A 20,633-nucleotide genomic window follows, 5' to 3' on the forward strand; every position below is an offset into this window, starting at 1 on the left:
GCAAGTGGCCGCCCAGCACTCCGCCGCTTTTCCACAGTCAACTTGCCAGATATAGAGATAATAGAAACTTCATCCATGCAATTTCATGCAACGACGATTCTCTCAGTGCGACATGGAAACCAGGTTGCGTTGGGCGGAGATGGGCAAGTCACCCTGGATAAGACCATTATCAAAAGTGATGCCTGCAAAGTCCGAGTGCTGGCTGCTGGAAAAGTTGTCGTAGGCTTTGCGGGTGGCGCCGCCGACGCCTTTGCGCTCATGGAGCGTTTTGAGGGAAAACTCAAGGACTATCCGGCAAACCTGCCCCGAGCTGCGACTGAATTGGCGAGAGAATGGCGCAGCGATCGCGCACTGCGTCGGCTCGAGGCCTTGTTAATTGCCATCGATGCAAAACATAGCCTGCTAGTGAGTGGAACCGGCGATGTGATTCAGCCCACCGACGGCATCGTAGGAATCGGCTCGGGAGGTAACTATGCAGTTGCAGCCGCCCGAGCACTGGTTCGCCACAGTCCCCTGCCGGCCAGCGAAATCGTACGGCAAGGCCTCACCATCGCCGCGGAGCTCGATATCTATTCCGGTGGCAATATCATTGTGGAACAATTGGATTGCGAAGCATGACCAACTCAACATCAACACTAGACTCAGCGAATCATCCCACGGCGTATAGCAACCGCAGCTTAACACCCCGTGAAATTGTAACCGAGCTGGATCGCTACATCGTCGGTCAGGCCGACGCGAAACGAGCTATTGCTATCGCGGTCAGGAACCGCTGGCGGCGCGGCCAATTGCCGGAGGAAATGCAAGCCGATATCGCTCCCAAAAACATTCTGATGGCCGGCCCCACCGGTGTCGGCAAAACCGAGATTGCGCGACGCCTCGCCAAACTCACCAATGCCCCCTTCATCAAAGTCGAAGCGACCAAGTACACCGAAGTTGGCTATTATGGCCGCGATGTGGAGAGCATGGTTCGAGACCTCGTTGAAAATGCAATCACACTCGTGCGGAGCCTAGAGCAGGAGCGCGTGCGAACCGAGGCGGAAGAGCGGACCGAAGACCGACTGCTCGACCTGTTGGTACCCACGGCGCGCCAAACAGAAATTGACCAGTTGGAGGAGCCGAGCGACGCAGACGCCGCCGCCAGACGCAAACGCACCCGAGACAAGATGCGCGAAATGCTTCAAGCCGGTGAGCTCGAGGAAAAGGTGGTGGAGTTCAGTGTAGAACAGAAGACGTCTCCCATCATGGTTGGGGGCGTTGGTGTGGAAAGCATGGACATCGACCTGCAAGGCATGTTCGAGCGGATCATTCCCAAAAATTCGAAGCGCCGCTCTATGAAGATCGCACAAGCTCGCAAGATCCTGATCAATCAGGAAGCAGACAAGCTGATCGACGACGACAAAATCGCTTCCTTAGCCATTGACGCCAGTGAGCGCAACGGAATCATCTTCATCGATGAAATTGACAAGGTAATCGCCAGCGAAGGCGGCAAGTCCGCGGACGTATCTCGCATGGGTGTCCAACGCGATCTGTTGCCGATCGTCGAGGGGACAACCGTAAATACCAAGCATGGTTATATCAAAACCGACCACATTCTGTTTATCGCCGCAGGTGCCTTCCAACGTGGCCAACCCAGCGATTTGATGCCGGAATTGCAAGGCCGATTCCCTATACGCGTCGAACTTAGCGACTTGACCAAAGAGCATTTCGTCCGCATCCTCACCGAGCCGAACAATTCACTCACCAAACAATACATTTCTCTCCTGGCTACCGAGGGAGTTACACTCGAATTTACGGAGGATGGGATTGAACGACTGGCCGACTTTGGTTTCAGTACCAATCAATCCACCCAGAACATCGGCGCTCGCCGACTCTACACGATCCTTGAAAAAGTTTTGGAGGATCTCAACTTTGACGCCTCCGAAGCCACGCTCAGTCACGTGCAAATCGACGCGTCCTACGTCAATGCAAAACTGCAGGAGATCTGCGCAGACGAAGACTTGAGTCGCTTCATCCTCTAGCGCAAGGTACGTCAGCTTGGGGCGTGTCCACTCGCGAGGCATTGCGCAGACATTGGAATTCACGGCCCCGTCCCAGTTGCCAACGTGAACTTTGCAAGGTGCTACTGGAATTTGCGAGGTGCCTCTGATGCGCTAGCGGGTTCGGAAAGGCTAGCATCCAGCACGCACACGACGCGCTGTCTTTCACCGCAGCACAATGCCGGGACGCTCTCCTCAAACCAGCGCTCGCTCCCAGATTTTTTGCTCCGGCAGCGACTGCCTGGAAACACATTTGCAGCATGCGCCCCCTTGCGCGCAACGCTCCGCCTAGGCGCCCCTTCTGATGCACTCATCGCCCCTCGTGGAACTAGGAGACACGGGCTTGCAACCATTAGTCGGATTGAAGCGATTGCCCTAGCCACGCGGCTTGAACATGATTGCTGCGACAATCCGCATTTTGGAACAAGTGGATTCATCGTGCCCAAATTCAGTGCTATCTTTTCCTGAATGTGTGTTGCGTGGGCGTCCGTCGGCCAGCCAACATCCTAAGTCTCACGTAGTCTAGCGGATCAAATTTAGTGCGCAACGAAACAGCAATTGCAATTTTGCAAGTTGACGACGATTTTGAAGATGCAAATGTACTAAGTCGCTTGCTAAATGGCCTGGATGGCCAATATACCCTCGATCATGCATGCACACTTGCCGAGGGACTCACACGCGCCGAGACGGGTAACTATCAAGTCATTTTCACCGATCTGGGACTTCCCGATGCGAGCGGTTTAGAAGCGATTCAACGACTCAATCTGGCTTGTCCGGAAGCTGCTGTAATTGCTCACTCCGGTTTAGGCGAAGAGTACTTACGAATCGAAGCGCTCACGCAGGGCGCCGATGACTTTTTGTCAAAACACGATTTGAATGCAATCGCCCTGCAGCGTTGCGTAAGCGAGAACCTCCACCGTTCGCGTCTCCGCGAAAATATCCGCTGCCTGTACCATGCGGTCCAAGAAGAAAAGGAGACGGTCGAAGCTCAAGCGGAAAAGCTGGCACTCCAAGCCACGGAACTAGCTCAACAGAACCGCAAACTTAAGAAACTGTGCGATTCGTCGCAAAAATTCGTTAACAATGTATCCCACGAATTCAGAACCCCGCTCTGCGTAGTCAAGCAATACTCAAGCCTACTTGCGGACGGTATTGTCGGAGACGTCAATGTGGAACAGAAGCGGATGTTGCAAGTCATCGAAGACCGAGTGGACGATTTGAACAACATGGTAGATGACATGTTGGACATCAGTCGACACGAGTCGGGCATGCTGGCGGCAGCCAGGGAACATTGCCAGGTCGCCGCCGTGGTGGAACGGATTCTACCGGTACTGCACCAACGTGCAAAACTACATGCTATCGAGATTCAAGCGGACCTCCCGGCAGACCTCCCGATCACCTATTGTGATCCCGAAAAGGTGACGCGTACCTTGATTAATTTAGCGATCAACGCGATCAAGTTCTCGCCAGCCGGCTCCACCGTTCACATCCGCTTGCAATCCGAAGAATCGGCCAAACAAGTACGGATTGCGGTGCAAGATCAGGGGCCTGGGATCCCCTCAGACCAGACCCAGCAAATTTTCAAACGTTTCAACCGACTCCATCAGGCTCAAGCAGCCCCGAAAACCGGTTTCGGCCTCGGATTGAATATTGCCGAAGAGCTCGTCGAGCTCAACCTTGGCCAAATCTCTCTGGAGAGCGTTGTTGGTGAGGGTAGTACTTTTTCGTTCACCGTCCCTGTCGCCGATTGGCCTGAAGTACTTCACCGACACCTTCAACGCGTCGCTCAAGATGAACAGGAGCAGGAGGCGTCGATCCAAATTTCCGTGATTCGTGCATCACTCGTTCAACCGCTTTCCGACGCTACATGCCAACAGGGGCCCAAGGAGATTCAAGCCTTTCTCAACTGCCTCCTGTTCTCCAAAGATCTCCTGTTACCCATTGAAGACGACGTCTGGCTGGCTGTATTGACCGCAGGGCGGAGTGGCGCGGAATGCTTTCTTGAACGCATAGGCAAGGAGACAGAATCGGTCAATCGCAACCGAGCCCAAGGCGCGTTGCCGGAATTGAAGCTGGAAGATTTGGGGACGGTCGTAGGTGCGGAAAACCTGGATTCACTGCAGCAGTTACTTACGCGCAACGCTCCCGCCCTAACTTGCTCCGCCCAAAAAGGAACACTCTGTGCCATCTAGCCGAAGAATACTGATCGTCGAGGATGACGAGGCGATTCGCTTTGCCACCGTGCTCCGACTTCGTCAACAGGGATATCAAACCTTCACCGCGTCCGATGGCGAAGCGGGATTGAAGGCGGCACTCACACTTCGGCCCGATATGATCTTAATGGACATACGCATGCCAAAACTCGACGGCTTAGCGGCACTTCGAGAGTTGAAAGGAAATCCGGAGACGCTCCACATTCCGGTCGTGATCGTATCCGCCAGTCCTGGAGACCAGTCAAACGCATTGGATTCCGGCGCTGAGTATTTCGTTCGCAAACCCTATTCACACGAATTATTAACCCAAGTTTTGGCCTCTGCGTTCGCAGCCCCGACGCTAGGTCGATAACAACACAGCAGCCTTCAATTCAAGAATACCGACGACGCGCACTCGCTCGAGTCAGCCTCCACTTCTCGCTCCAACTCATCTTCCGGTAACGTATTTATGGCAACCTCCTACACTTCAGCCCCGACCTCGCTTACCACTCTGATCGAGTCGTTTTGCTGGAATCCCACGAGCACTCAAGCCGCATCCCACGATGCTCCCCAACAATCGATTGACCGACCTTGGGTCCTCTCGATCGACGATGATGAAGAGTTCTCGCATGGATTGAAGCTCGGCCTACAAAGTCGAGGGTATGACGTCGTGCGCGCCTTTGACGGCATGGGAGCCTATCGCTTTGCAGTGGGCGTTGAACCCGTAGCCATTTTGCTCGATCTCTACCTACCCCACACAACGGGCGAAAAGGTGCTTGCGCAACTACGGTTTCATCCTCGAACGTCGGGCATCCCCGTGGCAATCGTGACCGGCATGCGGGAGCCAGCACTCAATCAGCGGCTACTCCTGGCTGGGGCAACCGAGGTGTTCCACAAGCCACTCTCGTTTTCACAGTTGGCAGACGCCATCGATGGATACCGGACACAGGTCAACGCCTCCCCCCCCGCACTTCAGAAACTTACTCGGCGTAGCCTGCCAGTCGGTGCCGCCGCCCCCTGAGAGGAAAAAGTAGCACTTCAGCCACCCTTATCTAGCCATTTTTGTGCAAAAAGCACAGGGTTTCCGCAATCTGCCTCGCCAGAAACTCCAATTCTTTGATTGTAGTCAGCCCACGCTTCGGGTAACATGGTGGCCATGGACGCTATGGCCTTTCTCCCCATTGGAGTTTTAGCCGGAGCGTCTCCCACCCTTACAGCCCCTCCCTAAACTCTCGGCTCATACAGCTTGTGCCAGTTCATTCATGGTGGATGGCGACCTATCGTCAACCTGGATGGCAGCAACGCTTTTGGCACTGACCGTTCGATTTCCACCTGCGAACGGACCGCCGCAATTGCAAGCTTGTGCGTTGAGTTTCCCCGCCTGTACGAGGCTCTCGCCATGAAAAATCACGTTTTCAGATTGATCTGCTGTTCAACTCTACTGCTGCCAGTGACTGCAGCCTACGGAGAAGACACAGATGGCGCCACACCCCAGCCCCCGCAAGTCGCGACGGCCCACCAACCTGCGCAGACTACGGTTCAATTCTCCTTCGAGCGGAGCCCTTGGCGGGCGGTGCTGGAATGGTTGGCCGACGAATCGGACCTAGCACTCCATGTGGGAGAGCTGCCCCAGGGAACGTTTACCTATTCCGATCCGCAGTCTTACACACCACTGGAAGCGCTCGACCGCGTCAATCTATTCCTGATTCCAGAAGGTTTTTCCGTCGTACGTTCAGAACAGCTGCTTTCCGTCATCAGCCTCAAAGATGCGCGCAGCTTGAAACAGCTCGATGCGATGGCACGCTTGGTGAACGCCACCGACCTGCCTCAACTTGGAAATTATGATGTCGTCAAGTGCTTGATTCCGCTGGGGGAAGTGACGCCTGCCGAAGCGGCGGCCGAGCTGAAGCCTATGCAGTTGATGGTGGAGCCCGTAGTCTTGCCAAGCAGCAACCAATTGCTGGTCACCGACACGGCTGGAAAATTGAAAAGTGTGTGTGCCGTTCTCAGAGCTTTGGAAACCACCGTGGCGGCAGACAAACCCGTCGTGGAATCTTTCCAATTGGAACATGTCACACTCGAACAACTGCTCGAAGTGGCCGCACCTCACTTGGCTATCGAAGCGGGACAACTGGCGAACGAACAAATCAACATCTCCGCAGATTCTACAGGCATGAAACTGTATGTCTCAGGGCAACCCGAGGCCGTCAGCCTACTCGCTAATCTGATTAAGACGATCGATTTGCCAGCCAATGGTACGAGTCAAGTCCCAGGGGACCAACTGCTCAAATCACATCCTGTACGGGCTGAGAATCTGAGCTCCGTCTACGACGTACTCCACACCCTGTTGGCCAACGAGCCGATCCGCTTGTCAATGGAGCCGACGACCAACACCATCGTGGCCCTGGCCGCACCGAGTGTCCATGAAACCATTGCAGAGACGATCACCGAACTCCAAGGCGTGGATACTATTTTTTCCGTCGTACAATTGAAGACGCTGGAACCTCACTTTGTAATCGCCCTGCTCGACGAGATGTTCGATCTATCCACGGCCGCTAGCCGTGAGAACCTTAAGATTGACGCCGATTTGGCCAGCATGCGACTATTCCTGCGTGGTAAGAAGGACCGCGTCGCCGAAATCCAACAGGTTGTTGAACAACTCGATGCGACGCAAACCCACGATGGAACGCGTGTCGTCCCGCTCTTCGGCCCCAAAGCAGAGCGCGTCCTCGAGGAGGCGATGCGAACATGGAAGGGTAAAGCCGTTGCCAAGCCACCACGCCTGTCGGACAAGCGGCAAGCGATCAGCGAACGCATCGTGGGAGCTCAGGACGTCGACACCCAAGAGGCCAGCGAGCTTTCAGACCAACAAGCCGACAATCCACTCCAAGTACGCTCTGCCAATTTTGTCAGCACGCTTGCGGTCAAAGAAGATCTCCCCGAGAGTTCGGCTGATCCCTCCAAAGCAATTGGAGCCAAAGCAACACCCCACGGCATCCTTCTGCAATCGGACAATGAACAGGCTCTAGCGTTGTTTGAAGAACATGTCCGCAATATCGCCCGCTCGGAGAGTACCGACGACTTTCAAACCGTCGTCTACTACCTGAAGTACTCTTCGGCCGATGACGCCACCCGCTTGTTAGCCGATCTGCTGGAGGGGGCAACTTCAGTAGTCGACCAGCAAAAAGGCCCTCAGTTGATTAACGGTTCTTCCGCCTCCTCCTCGGGCCTGTTGGGCAGCTACTTGCGTAAGAACGATGGCGCGATGATGGTCAACTCGGGCACGCTGACGGTAATCTCCGATGCACGCTTAAACCGATTGATCTGCCTAGGAACGACCACCGATATCGAATTGGTTCAACAATATCTCGAATTGATTGACAAAGACGCGAGCTTGACGGAAATCGAGACGCGTGGGCGGTCCCATGTTATTGAGTTGCAACACACGCAAGCTGAAGAAATTGCGGATGTTGTGCGTGACGCCTATGGCGACCGCGTTGCATTAACCAGCAAGGAGCGCCAGGCTCAAGCGGCGCAGTTGGCTGCCAGTAAGGACAAGTCGGGTAACAACAGTGGAAACAATCTGCAGGTCAGTAAGAGCCAAGAGGCTCAAATGACACTGGCGGTACACGAACAAAGTAATGCATTGGTCGTCACCGCACCGGAACCACTGTTCTTGGAAGTTCAACAGCTTATCCAAAAGCTAGACCAACAGGGCGCACAAGCTGTGGAAGTCGTCTGGTATCCGAACGTAGAGCGTTTAGAGATGCTGAAAGATGTTTTGAATATCGATTCACGCTCGGGACGCAGGAGGTAGTCGAATGTCGATTCATCGTAAGCTTCCCCTCGCGCCTTGCTTGGCGTTGGTATTATTAGTGCCGATGTCGCTAGCAGCCACCGCTCAGGTGGTGGGGCCAGACGTTCAAATCCAAGGGTTTGAAAAACCCGCTGAAGACACAGTCGTTCCTGAATTTGGGACGCCCAGCGTCAAGTACCCATACAACAGTGAAGATCTAGAGACCGCCGACAGTCTCTTGAGACGCTATGACTCGAATCGCGATGGCAACATCGACGCCACCGAATCGGTACGAGCGCGGTGGACGCGAGGCAATCCCTTTGAACTTGACTTCAACCGAGACGGACAAGTCAATCGTATCGAACTTGCCCAGCGCGAAGCCCTCCAACGCCTCGAGAGAATGCGCCATAGCAACAACTTCTTTTCGTTGCTGAAAACGCGCGAGCCCAGACTCGTCCCCTCAACCGAGGAATTGAGTTTCCGCAGCAGAGGCGATTCTCAACAATCCGACCGCACCAGTCGCTACATGACCTCGACAATCATCCAGCGTTACGATCGCAATCGGGACAGAGTGCTCGACACTTGGGAACAACAGGGATTGGGAATCGACGTTTCGAAGGTTGATGAAAACGGTGATGGTAAAATTGGGTTCGGGGAACTGGATGCGTGGTTGCACTTGCAGATGCAAGAACTCTCGGAAGATTATTCGGAATTGTTGCCCGATTGGTTTTTTGAACGCGACGTGAATAAAGACGGACAAATCGAGATGTCGGAGTTCGCCACTGACTGGACCGCAGAGTTGGTGGATGAATTTGCAGCGATGGACACCAACGGAGATGGGCTGCTCACGACACCAGAGATGCTGGGGGCCAAGTCGGTTGTCGGCGGTGTCTTCGAGAACCCAAAGGCCGAAATGATCCCCCCACGCGGCAATGTGCTGGCGGAGATTGAGATCGAAGAATCGTTGATCATTGGAAAACTCGAAGTAGAACTATCCATTACTCACACCTACACGGAACACTTGGACGCCTATCTGCTAAGCCCGAGTGGCGAACGCGTTGAATTGTTCAGCAAAGTTGGGCGCAGCGACGACAACTTCGAAGAAACCAAATTCTCCGACGAATCCCGGGAGAAAATCCGCGAAGGACGCGCCCCCTTTCATGGCACCTACCAGCCGCAGGCGATCGAAAAACGACAGCCTGGCCTAAGCCAGTTCGAAGGTCAAGAATTGCAAGGTGTATGGCAGCTCATGATCGGGGCAGAACGAAGTGATCGGTTCGGTATGCTTCACAATTGGTCCTTGATTGTGACGCCCGCCAAGGAATCCTCTGACGAGTAATTCCGCACTCGAATCCGCTCATGCCGACCGAGACAATGCATCCCAGGAACGCTATGACTCAACCTAGCGTCCTTGCCCAGTATGCATTCTTACCAGGCAACGATTCGCCCGCCTTGGCGAACTTCCGCTGGACAGCAGGAGACTTCTGAAACTGCGCGATGCGCCCCCTCGGTGAATTAAATACCTCTTCCCAGCCCTGCCTGCAGCGATGACCAATCCTCGCATTGCCAATGCCGGCGTTTTAATGCACCACCCAGTTTGTACCGCTTTGTAGGGCGCCCGGTCCGATGACGCGTCTGCAGGGTTTAAAATGGAACCGTTGCGTTTGGCGAGGGACTTTTCAACTTCGAGCATGCGCCGGACTCCTCTTCTCTTCATTTCCGCTGGCAAGGAAAAGTGATGCTGCTGATCCGTACAATTCTAGTGGCCGGTCTAGCTGTTCTGGCAGCCGGCAGTTGTGAGACTTTCGTCCAGTCCGCGGAACCCGAGACGACGGGAACAGCTATTCGCCAGGGCCCTCGACCACTCAAGGGAGGAAGCCATGGGGTTGGCCGCTTGATCCCCGATGCGAGTCTGACAGATCTCCTCGGAGATACACATCACCTCAGTCAGCTTGCGCTAAACCATCAATTGCTGGTGATCGCGATGACCAGCACCAGTTGCCCTCTTAGCCAGAAATATCTACCAACATTGGTTGAGTTATCCCAAGCGGCTAGCGGAGACGTGGCATGGCTGATCGTGAATCCTATCGCAACGGACAAGACGGACGCCATGCATACGGCGGCAAAGCGGTTCGATGATAATGTGATCTACGCTCACGATAGCAACGGAGAGTTTTCGGCCCGTATCGGCGCCTTAACCACGACCGATGTGATCGTCCTCGATCGTTCGCGGACGGTTGTTTACCACGGTGCCATTGATGATCAATACGGATTCGGGTACTCCACCGAATCACCTCGAAACCGCTATCTGGCAAACGCGTTGAAGGCATACGCGGATGGAAGATCGCCACTGATTACTGCCACGGAAGCCCCCGGTTGCACGCTAGTTCGGCCCTCGCGGGAGGAAAGCCCCAACAAGCTCACCTACCACAGCCGCATCTCTCGCATTGTGCAACAAAACTGCGTCGGCTGCCATCGTGATGAAGGGGTCGCGCCCTTTGCGCTCACTTCGTTTGAAGAGGTTCAAGCGCATGCCGCAATGATTGAACAAGTCGTTGCGCGTGACCTCATGCCACCGTGGTTTGCAGCCGATGCAGAAGCGACGGACTCCGACGCGCTATCCCCCTGGACTAACGACTGCTCCCTGGCAGATATCGACAAACACGATTTGCTGACCTGGCTCGCCGGACCGATGGACGAAGGTGACGTTCATGACGCTCCCCTGCCCTTGACGTTTTCCAGTGAATGGCAAATTGGTCCACCAGATGTCGTTTTCGAATTTGCGGAACCCCAAGTGGTGAAGGCATCTGGCGTGATGCCTTACAAGTATGTCACAGTCGCAACGGACCTCAGCGAAGACAAGTGGGTGCAAGCGATCGAAATTCAGCCCGGAAACCGAAGTGTCGTCCACCATGTTCTCGTCTTTGTACAAGGCGGCGATCAGGACCACAGCGAGCGTGACGGATTCTGGGGTATCTATGTGCCTGGCAACAGTTCTCTCATCTATCCCGATGGATTCGCCAAGCGATTGCCCAAGCAAGCTAAACTCCGCTTCCAAATGCATTACACCCCCAACGGTACGGCAACCACCGATCAAACTAGAATTGGACTCGTCTTTGCTAAAGTTCCCACGCAGCACGAGGTGCGTGTAGCTGGGATATTCAATGACAAAATCAATATCCCGGCAGGGGCCGACAATCACCAAGAAGTTGCGGATCTGCGGATACCAGCGGACGCCAGAGTCATGGGTTTGCTCCCCCACATGCACCTGCGTGGAAAAGCCGCCCGCTACGAAGTCATTCAGTCGGATGCAAGTACCACGCTCCTGAACGTTCCTCGCTACGATTTTAATTGGCAACTACTCTACCGCTACCGTGATCCACTATTGTTGAAGCAGGGTGACATCATCCGCTTTACTGCATGGTACGACAACAGTGACCAGAACCCTGCAAATCCAGACCCGACGAAATCTGTTGGCTGGGGACCGCAAACCTACGATGAAATGCAAGTCGGCTACGTCGAGTACTACTTGCCCGGCGTCGCCCCAGTAGAGTTGGGAGGGGAGCGCACGCTACCAAGTCTGCGTGAGGGGCGAGTTTCCCGTACTGCCGCCTTCTTCCGTCGACTCGACGTCAATCAAGACGGAGTCATTACCAAGGCAGAAGTCCAGGAGCGACTACCCGACAATCCAAGGGCGTCAGGACCAATTTTCGATCGACTCGATGAAGACCATAACGGAGAGTTGACGCAGGCTGAATTGACCAAGCTCTAACCGGTGGTACCAAGCGCTGAACGCCAGCCAGTCCCACCACGGTAAATGTTCAACACGACGGCCACACCACCCCAGGGCATGCTCGTTGTCCCACGCAGGCCCGCCGCACCTATCGCTCCCCGATTCTCAAATTCCTAAGCCATAGGATCAACGATGATCAAGCAACTCTTTGCCTCCGCCGTCCTCCTACTTTCGATCGGCGTGTCGCATACCAGTGCGCAAGAGTCGTTTAGCGTCCCTGTAGCTTCGACAGCGAGCGAACGCACATGGGAAGTTGAAGGCAAGCAGCGAAAAGCCATTGTTTACACTCCGGCCGAAGCCACCACGCATCCTACCCCTCTGGTATTTGTCTTTCACGGGCACGGGGGAACCATGGGCAGAGCCATGAAGTCGTTTTCGTTGGACCGTCTATGGCCGGAGGCAATTGTGGTCTGCCCTCAAGGGCTCAATACCCCCGGTTTCCTCACCGATCCCCAGGGCAAGAAGCCGGGGTGGCAGGGTATGACGGGGCAACAAGAGGATCGCGATCTCAAGTTCTTCGACGAGATGCTTAGCAGCTTAAAACAAGACTACAAAGTTGACGAAACGCGAGTTTACGCCACCGGCCACTCCAACGGCGCGGCCTTCACCTATCTGCTGTGGGCCACGCGTGGAAACGTGCTGGCCGCCGTCGCTCCATCAGCGGGTGCAATCCGTCCGCAAATTCGGCGTATTATCGCGCCCAAACCCGCCATGATTCTAGCCGGTGAGAACGACACACTGGTCAAATTCACTTGGCAGACCGCTACCATTGAATTCGTCCGCAAACTGAACAAGTGCAAGGAGCCTCCGATCACCGAAGGCCTACTGCACTCCTACAGCTCCTCCATCAATGCTCCGTTGCAGACCTACATTCACCCCGGCGGACATCAGTTCGCTGCTGACAGCGTGCCAGCTATCGTAGCATTCTTCCAACAACACCAACTCACTCAACAGAAGAGCGAGTCGGAGTAAACGGAAAATTAGGAATGACACTCGATCGCCGCAGGAGCTCAAATTGCAGTGGCGAAATCTAGTTCCGCAGCGTTGATACTACGGAGAGTAGATATTCATCTCGGGGTACCTGCAGGCCAGATATTCGCAACACCTAACGTCAGGCGGAACCGAACTTGGCGACGAGACCGACCGCCACTGCCCCGCGTGAGCGGTGAGGCAGAGGTTATTGCACTCGGTGAGGTGGTCCAATGAGCAAGGTTGCTGAAAAAGCGACTGCTTTCGGCCGTCAATACCTGCCAGCGTGAGCGCTAGCAAGACTGCATCGGCTGCCCGCCCTACCAGAATCGGTTACGGCGAGCTCTGAACATATCTTTAAGCAGGCTTGCGCTGCACAGCCCGACCAGCAATCCAACTCCGGCGGCTATCGCCGCGGAGCGAACAGGTACGTTAGAAATACTTTTGCTAGTGGCCTGAGAAGCTTGTCTCAAGGGCTCTGCAATTCTATCCGTTGCATCCTGAAAGAACTGCTGAGTCGACCGAGCGACGTTTGCAAGCAAACCGCCGCTGGATGCGGCAATTTCGTCGATCCGCTCTTCGATCTCCAAAATGTTGGCATTGGTCTTCTGATGGACGAGCGCGACCAACTTGCGTGAATCGCCATCGATGGAAAGCAAGTCATCCCGCGACAGTTCAGGCCATTCGGCCCGAATTCTCGAACGCAACTCCTCCCACCGCGCTTCGATACTCGGCTGAGAAGGCGCACCACGTAGAGGGCTGAAATTGTTCTGAGTCACGATTGGCTTCTCCCGTTCAAAGCATGAAGATTCAAATTTTGTCTGCCACCGAGGTAGTGCAATCGCCGTGCCGCACGGGAAAAGTGCATGCCAATTGCTCCTCACTCTGAAAACTAAGGGGGCTGACAGCACGCAGCGCAAGACTGATGGATGCTCAGCAACCAAGATGTGCCGCAGCCGCTCGAACTACATGGCAAGCCAACTGGGCCGTCGAATCGCGTGCTTGCAATGCGGCTGGGCTAAAGAGCCCCGCTACTCGCATTCCCGCCAAATCCGCAGTGGCAATTCTTCAGTAGCAGGTGGGGATTCTGGTTTCGTAGTTCCCGACGGTACAGGGTTTGCAAGCCCTGGTTTTTAGCACACTAGAATAGGTTCTGGCTGGATGGAGTTTGGAGTACCGCAGCAACCAGAGCGCCAGCTACCGGTGGACATCAAGCCGCAGCTGTTGCTCTTAATCGCGCTCAAACACAACGCTTGGCTCAGTGACTGATTCGCAAAATCTAGGCAAACAGCATGTAAGCGCTACGATTGGCCGACTGGTTTGAAGACTCTTTTGACAAACCAGTTCCACAGACGAACGCGCGTTTATTCGCCCCGCAAGTTTCGAGATGAGAAAGAACGACCATGACAATGATTCCAACCCGAGATGGACATGCCCTGTATGTGAAGCGATGGGGGAGCGGACGACCGGTAATCCTCCTGCATGGATGGCCGCTATCGGCGGACAGTTGGGACTTCCATGCCATGCGTATTGCCGAAGCCGGATTCTGCGCGATTTCATACGATCGACGCGGCTTCGGTCGATCGGATCAGCCTTACGGGAATTACGACTACGATTCCCTATCGGACGACCTTAGCGATGTGATGGTAGCCATGGAGGCCACCGATGCGTCGTTGATTGGATTTTCGATGGGAGGCGGGGAAGTTGTCCGCTACATGTCGCGACATGCTGGGCGTCATGTTGTGCAGTGTGGATTGATTTCTTCGGTGGTTCCGTTCCTCTTGAAGACCTCTGACAATCCGCAGGGAGTTGAGCAGAGCGTGTTTGCAGAGATGAGCCAGGCGATTCTCAGCGATCGTCCCCAGTTCTTTGCTAATTTTTTCAAAGACTTCTATGGCGGAGGGCAGGGAAGCCCCCCTGTAAGTGTCCCCTATCTGCAATGGACTCAGAGCATGGCCATGCAAGCAAGCTTAAAAGCCACTTTGGCTTGTGCAGAAGCCTTCGCCACGACCGACTTTCGTTCGGACTTGGCGGCCGTAACCGTTCCAACCTTGGTCGTGCATGGAACTGCGGACGCGATCGTCCCCATTGAAACCAGCGCTCGTGCGGCGATCCAGAATCTGCCTGACGGGACGCTGCAAGAGTACGAAGGGGCGCCGCATGGTCTGCTCGCAACGCATCCCGAGCAACTGGCAGATGACTTGATTCGCTTCCTTCAAACATCCCCCTAACGCCAGCAAAGACGCCGGGCCAGCAGCAAGGTGGGGCCGGGGTAAGGCGTCTTAGCGGCGGATACTGAGCCACCGAAGTTGCTGGCAAGGCACGACCACTCGGGCGCGTTACGCTTGCTTGCGAATCCGCTCGCAGAGTGCGTCGCGCTAGCACGGGGCGTCGGATGCTCCCGCCAATTAAACCAGAAAATTCGACCAGGGCCCGCGTTGTTCCGCTTGAAACCTGTTGTTCCCGAAAGAATCTAAGGAGAAGAAACATGGACTTCATACGGCTGCTCCTCGCCTTCCTAGTACCGCCAGTCGCGGTGTATTTGCAATTCGGAGTTGGAAAGCAATTTTGGTGGAACTGCTTGCTTACGCTTCTAGGCTTCGTGCCCGGCGTCCTGCACGCTGTGTACATCATGGCCTCGCGTCCTCCAGGCTTAACGCGTCTGTAAGCAGCGCGTTCATTGTCAGGCGTTCTCGGAACCAAGACCGGGCTGACTCAGTGCATGCAGCAGCGGCAGGCCCTGCTCCAGGGATCGCTCGACGATTTTTGGCACTCAATTCGCTGGGCAGCCCTACACCACTGAAGAAAAATGCTTAGTAGCCAGAATGCCCACTTACGCCGTTTTCGTGTTGGCCACTACTGAAAGTGCACCATTCGCGGGGCGTTTTCCAACGACAGTCGCTGAGATCATTTTCTTGTCAGCTACACGATAGCGGTCACCAACGTCGCTCAAGGAGCACTGAAATAGTGCCCCGATGAGGAACGACCTGTTGAAACAGACACCCGCTGCAAAAGCCGGGAAGAGTGGTCGGCGCTACCGGGTTGCCTCGGGTGCAAACGCCTCGCCAAAGCCGAACACGCTCCGAAATCAACAGGCCGCAACCTCTCGGGTTCTCTCAAATCCCAGGCCGCTAGTATCTCCTCTCGCCAGTATCCGACGGTGGGACCTGCAGAGGCAGGCCGAATTCAATACTTGCTGGCGAATACTCGGGGCGCGACTGTGCGCAGGGCAGGAATAATGGAAGTCTGCGGCAGTATTTTTTCTCGATTCGCGATTTTTTTAGATTCTCTGTCCTCCCCCTGTCAGAATGTTGGGACACACGTGTTTAAGTTATTGCCCCCACATCATTCTCACTGTGAATCAAGCCTTGGTTTCGCCACCAATCCGTGCGATGTGGAACGGCAGGCGAAGCATCGCCGCAAAAATAGGTCGTCAAGCTATTGGTCGAATTCCCTGAAACCCGTGAAAGCCTGCTCCTCCGCGTGCGAGATCCACGCGACCAGGAAGCATGGGCACAGTTCGTAAGCATCTACCGCCCCATCGCCTATCGTCTCGCACGGCTGAGAGGCCTGCAAGACGCAGATGCTGAAGAGTTGGCTCAGCAAGTCATGCTGGCGGTCTCCAAAAAAATCGGCACCTGGAGCCGTTCTTCCCCCGACGTTCGCTTTCACTACTGGTTGAGGCGTGTCATCACCAATGCAATTCACAATGCTATCTCCCGTCAGCCGAAAGATCTCGCTTCAGGCGGTTCGATGGCTGTTGACCTATTGCAGGGCCTTGCGGATACCAATGCCGGAGACCACCGGAACGAGCAAGCAGTGTTGGAGAACGCCGAGATGGAACTCGCTTACCGTCGACAACTGGTCCGTCGCGCTGCGGAAATTGTGCGCGCGAGAGCGGATCGCGTCACATGGCAAGCATTTGTGCTCACAACACTCCAGGGCCAATCCGCGAAGACTGCCGCCAGTAGTCTAGGCTGTTCGGTAGGCAGTATCTACGCAGCACGTAGCCGTGTCGTCCGGCGACTCCGCGACGCCGTCCGTACTTTGGAGGAGCAGTTTGATGCCACGAAACTCGAGTAGCTGCCAATCGAACCATTGCAAGCCGCAACAGATCGAAGCGTATTTGTCAGATCGCCTGACACGTATCGAAGAAGAGGAGCTGTTGCAACATTTAGACGAATGCAATGCATGCTGCCAGCAAATAGAAGAAACAGCAGCCGAACGCGAAACCTGGCAGGCCATGCAAACTCACTTGAGGGACGATGGCTTCGATTCACACCCATTGGCAGACGAACCGTTGGTTACTAGCGATTCACCGATCGTATCGCAGCAAATCAGTTTCATGCTGACACAACTTGCACCGACCGACGATCCCAACATGCTGGGTCGCCTGGGCGGGTATGAAATCTCCGGTGTGATCGGCGCCGGCGGCATGGGGATTGTGCTGAAAGGATACGACACCGCACTCGATCGCGTAGTAGCACTGAAAGTCCTGGCTCCACATCTGGCTAGTAGCGGGGCAGCCCGCAAGCGTTTTGCTCGCGAGGCAAAAGCCGCCGCCGCAGTCTTGCATCCCAACGTAATTGCTATCCACAGTGTCTCGAACGACGCCCAACTGCCGTTTTTGGTGATGCCCTATGTGCGCGGCAATTCCCTTCAGCGGCGGCTTGATCAACGCGGGCCGCATCCAATTCGTGAAGTGCTGAGAGTGGGCTGTCAAGTCGCCGCCGGCCTAGCCGCCGCGCACGCTCAAGGTCTAGTCCACCGTGATATCAAGCCTGCCAACGTTCTCCTTGAAGAGGGGATCGAAAGGGTCACCATTACCGATTTCGGTCTAGCGCGTGCCGTTGACGACGCAACATTAACGCGCAGCGGCGTAATTGCAGGTACACCACAATACATGTCGCCAGAACAAGCCACAGGCGAACCGATCGATGGCCGTAGCGACCTGTTTTCACTCGGAAGTGTGCTGTATGCCATGTGTACAGGCCACGCGCCGTTTCGCTCCAACACTACGTTCGGCGTACTGCGCAGAATCACGGATTCGCCCGCGCGCCCCATCCGCGAGGGCAATCCTGAGATTCCTGATTGGCTCGGTCGCTTAGTTGAACGTTTGCATGAGAAAAATCCTGCCGATCGATTGCAATCGGCCGCGGAAGCGGAGGCGCTGATGCAACATTGCTTGGCACACTTGGAATTGCCTCGACAAAATCCTCTGCCGAACTGTTTACTGCCCAGGAAGCGGACATGGCTACCGGCTGCAATGGCAGCCAGCCTGTTGCTCCTCGCGATGGTTGCGGGACGGCTTGTGATGTGGCCCAGTGGATTGGGCGTTGAACCCAATTCGCCTCAGTCGCTTTCGACAGCGACTCCAGCAACGCCCTCACCACCAAACGCCAATCTCGCGGTGTCCTGGGACGACGAAATTGCTGAAACGCTGCAAGAAACTGCACGGAGTATTGCACGTCTCCAGCGTGAACTCAGCACACCGTAGTCTCGCAAGCTGCGGCGACAATTCGCCAACGCTACTGAGTGCGAGTGCCATCCACTTTAGCCCTCGAATCTTAGTCCGTTCACTACTGCCCAAGGAACCTCTTTATGTTCACGCGCTGCACTCCCTGGCTCCTGCTGCTCTTCACACTCGCGGCGAATCCAATTGATGCACAGGAAATCACACAGACTCCTTCCGCCTCAACTTCGACGGCTCAAAACGTTGTAGCCATGGTTGAGGTGGAATACGGCAGTGCCGAGGACATGCAGAAAGTGCTGAAGGAGCTGCAGCTAGCGGATGAGCTCGACATCTCTGCCCAACCACAGTCCAATCTATTGGTGCTCAGAGGTCCCCAAGAAGCAATGATCGCTGCCCGAGAAGTCCTCGAAGAGCTTCAATCCCACGCTGAGCAGCATAGTCTTGCAAGCCAAACACGAAGCTTCTACCTACACAGCGATACCACTACTGCGAGACTGCGTTGGTCTGGGGGCGAAGGCGGATTGGGCCCCGGCCCAGATAGCCACGCTTTGATCTGTAGGCGCAGCAGTTCCAGCCGATTTAGATTGAGCGACATCGCACAGTTCCCTGGATTGCTAGTAGAGATTCAAGTGCGGACCACGGCCTGGAACAGTGAGATCGTCAATGCCTTGAAAGCTTCACCCGAGGTCTCAATCACGCGAGAGGATCTGACGAAACTGAATGAAGGTTGGGACATCTTGAAATACGTGACTGGGCCACATCCATTGAGCACTGAGCATCCGCAAGTCTTTGACGTGCTAACCAGCCAGGAACGCAAGGAGTCCCCGGAAGCATCAACGGCCCCCGAGGACTACGTAGCCGTTTTCAAGATGAGCGGCATTACGCTACCAACTCAAACAGCCACTCCGCATCGCGGGTCCGCTCAACAGAGCCCATTCGACGATTCCTCATCTGCCGCCCCATTCAACCCAGACGGCGTCCCCTCCAACCCCTTCGATGTCGCTACGCCATCAACCAATCCCTTTGGTGAAAATCCGACACGCGTGGATGATCCCTTTGGAAAAACAGTCGGTCAACAGAGCCCATTCGACGATTCCTCATCTGCCGCCCCATTCAACCAAGACGGCGCGTCCCCCAACCCCTTCGATGACACTACGCCATCAACCAATCCCTTTGGTGAAAATCCGACACGCGTGGATAACCCCTTCGGAGAACCAACGGGACTTTCGTCGCAAGCGACCCACAACCAGCATGCGCAACCAAGGTCTGAAAGCACCGCCCACAGTACGTTCTTACCTCCACGGGTTGAAGCAAGCGAAAATGAGATTCGCTTGACTTTTGAACAACTCAGATTTGCGCAGAAAAATCACCTGCCACCCGAAACCATTTCCAGGTTGCAGGAATCTCTGCGGCTGGTGATCACCAATGCATTCAAACTACGCCAAACGGATCAACTCGATGAGATTCGATCCCAACGTGTAAAGCTCGATACACTCGAGGAGAAAGTGCAACTCAGAGCAACTCAAGCAGAAAAGATTATTGAGCAGCGCTATCAGCTGTTACTGGAGAGAGCGAAAAATTAGCCCCCAAGTTCACTTCTCGACGCAAATCTCACTGGATACAGCGTCATCTTGCCCTTCACCGCGCGACGCTCTTGGCTTGGCAAACGCTGCATCTGTTCGTAGATTGCGTTGTTCGATCCGAACCAATGCGGAAAAACTTCCACCCGATCCATCGTCAATCAGTTAATGCAGCCCTATTGCGCCAAATTCAGGGTGCAAGGCGATGAATCTCAGCTGCCAAGTCAAAGGGGACTCTCGGGGTGAAGTGTTGCGTCTGCTCGATGCGTTCCGCCTTGCAGCGGACGAGTCGGCTCGGTGCGGATGACGGGCGAAGTCATGTACCTAGAACTCTCACCGCAGGCAGCAGGCTAGGTCGGCCTGAGGAAGCGGGTGGCCAGTGAGCCTTTGCTCCTCAGTACGCATATCGATCGTCTACGAAACCTAGTCGCCCACAAACCCAGTCGCCCACAAACCTAGTCGCCCACAAATTTAGGTCGGTCCGCGTGGTTGACTGCTCCTTCGTGCTGAAGCCGCCGAGTACACTTCCAATCCGGGCGTTCATCACCGGGAAATTCCTGGCAGTGACCGAGATTCAAAATGGCGCATTTTCGATTGCCCCTGGCCTTCAGGAGAGTGGTAGTCGACTCTCCACCGACTCTCATTTCAAGCGGCTCAACTTAACCGCATCCTTCACAAGGCGTTTGGACGCCAAAAGCCAGAGCCGATAAGGATCGGGGACGTTTGAGTTGGACGGTAAAGCTACCTCCATCGCGTTTAGCAATGCGAATCTCCCGGATGGGGTTGAGCGGGTG

At 55.0% G+C, this 20,633-nt stretch carries 15 protein-coding genes and 1 pseudogene; 15 read left to right on the forward strand and 1 reads right to left on the reverse strand.

The window, feature by feature from the left end:
* Positions 1–75 precede the first annotated feature (75 nt).
* The 9 genes from hslV (at position 76) to Q31a_RS16045 (ending at position 12,789) form a co-directional block, all read left to right on the forward strand.
* Complete coding sequence (gene hslV, locus Q31a_RS16005; RefSeq protein WP_145079881.1) at positions 76–618, forward strand: ATP-dependent protease subunit HslV; 543 nt, start codon at positions 76–78, stop codon at positions 616–618.
* Positions 615–2,018: an ATP-dependent protease ATPase subunit HslU gene (gene hslU / locus Q31a_RS16010; protein ID WP_145079884.1), complete on the forward strand. Its 1,404-nt coding sequence runs from the start codon at positions 615–617 to the stop codon at positions 2,016–2,018. The genes hslV and hslU overlap by 4 nt, the downstream gene beginning before the upstream one ends.
* Before the next feature lie 557 nt (positions 2,019–2,575).
* Positions 2,576–4,228, forward strand: coding sequence for an ATP-binding response regulator (locus Q31a_RS16015; RefSeq protein WP_145079887.1), 1,653 nt, complete (start codon positions 2,576–2,578; stop codon positions 4,226–4,228).
* Complete coding sequence (locus Q31a_RS16020; protein WP_145079890.1) at positions 4,218–4,601, forward strand: response regulator; 384 nt, start codon at positions 4,218–4,220, stop codon at positions 4,599–4,601. Before Q31a_RS16015 ends, Q31a_RS16020 begins: the two co-directional genes overlap by 11 nt.
* 96 nt (positions 4,602–4,697) lie before the next feature.
* Positions 4,698–5,249, forward strand: coding sequence for a response regulator (locus tag Q31a_RS16025; RefSeq protein WP_145079893.1), 552 nt, complete (start codon positions 4,698–4,700; stop codon positions 5,247–5,249).
* A gap of 378 nt (positions 5,250–5,627) precedes the next feature.
* Positions 5,628–8,045, forward strand: a complete 2,418-nt coding sequence (locus Q31a_RS16030) for a secretin N-terminal domain-containing protein (RefSeq protein WP_145079896.1) — start codon at positions 5,628–5,630, stop codon at positions 8,043–8,045.
* Positions 8,046–8,049: 4 nt separating this feature from the next.
* Positions 8,050–9,363 (forward strand): proprotein convertase P-domain-containing protein, encoded by a 1,314-nt coding sequence (locus tag Q31a_RS16035; protein WP_145079899.1) that lies wholly within the window; start codon positions 8,050–8,052, stop codon positions 9,361–9,363.
* A gap of 399 nt (positions 9,364–9,762) precedes the next feature.
* Complete coding sequence (locus tag Q31a_RS16040) at positions 9,763–11,796, forward strand: redoxin family protein (RefSeq protein ID WP_145079902.1); 2,034 nt, start codon at positions 9,763–9,765, stop codon at positions 11,794–11,796.
* Between the two features lie 153 nt (positions 11,797–11,949).
* Positions 11,950–12,789: an alpha/beta hydrolase family esterase gene (locus tag Q31a_RS16045; protein WP_145079905.1), complete on the forward strand. Its 840-nt coding sequence runs from the start codon at positions 11,950–11,952 to the stop codon at positions 12,787–12,789.
* Positions 12,790–13,106: 317 nt separating this feature from the next.
* Here Q31a_RS16045 and Q31a_RS16050 read toward each other — a convergent pair whose 3' ends face one another.
* Positions 13,107–13,565 (reverse strand): hypothetical protein, encoded by a 459-nt coding sequence (locus tag Q31a_RS16050; protein ID WP_145079908.1) that lies wholly within the window; start codon positions 13,563–13,565, stop codon positions 13,107–13,109.
* Positions 13,566–14,189: 624 nt separating this feature from the next.
* Here Q31a_RS16050 and Q31a_RS16055 point away from each other — a divergent pair.
* The 6 genes and pseudogenes from Q31a_RS16055 to Q31a_RS31435 all read left to right on the forward strand — a co-directional run.
* A complete protein-coding gene (locus tag Q31a_RS16055) occupies positions 14,190–15,017 on the forward strand; it encodes an alpha/beta fold hydrolase (protein ID WP_145079910.1) in 828 nt (275 codons plus the stop codon).
* Between the two features lie 257 nt (positions 15,018–15,274).
* The gene (locus Q31a_RS16060) at positions 15,275–15,454 is read left to right on the forward strand and encodes a YqaE/Pmp3 family membrane protein (RefSeq protein ID WP_145079912.1); all 180 of its coding nucleotides are present in this window, start codon (positions 15,275–15,277) and stop codon (positions 15,452–15,454) included.
* 773 nt (positions 15,455–16,227) lie between these two features.
* Entirely contained in the window at positions 16,228–16,869 is a 642-nt protein-coding gene (locus Q31a_RS16065) for an RNA polymerase sigma factor (RefSeq protein WP_145079914.1), read from the forward strand.
* On the forward strand, positions 16,850–18,283 hold the full coding sequence (locus Q31a_RS16070; protein ID WP_197355321.1) for a serine/threonine-protein kinase: 1,434 nt from the start codon (positions 16,850–16,852) through the stop codon (positions 18,281–18,283). Before Q31a_RS16065 ends, Q31a_RS16070 begins: the two co-directional genes overlap by 20 nt.
* 104 nt (positions 18,284–18,387) lie before the next feature.
* On the forward strand, positions 18,388–19,842 hold the full coding sequence (locus Q31a_RS16075) for a secretin N-terminal domain-containing protein (protein WP_145079916.1): 1,455 nt from the start codon (positions 18,388–18,390) through the stop codon (positions 19,840–19,842).
* A gap of 452 nt (positions 19,843–20,294) precedes the next feature.
* Positions 20,295–20,549: pseudogene (locus Q31a_RS31435) on the forward strand (aldehyde dehydrogenase family protein); the annotation flags it as partial.
* Between the last annotated feature and the right edge of the window lie 84 nt (positions 20,550–20,633).

The sequence above is a fragment of the Aureliella helgolandensis genome (assembly GCF_007752135.1).
GTDB classification, from domain to species: Bacteria; Planctomycetota; Planctomycetia; order Pirellulales; family Pirellulaceae; genus Aureliella; species Aureliella helgolandensis.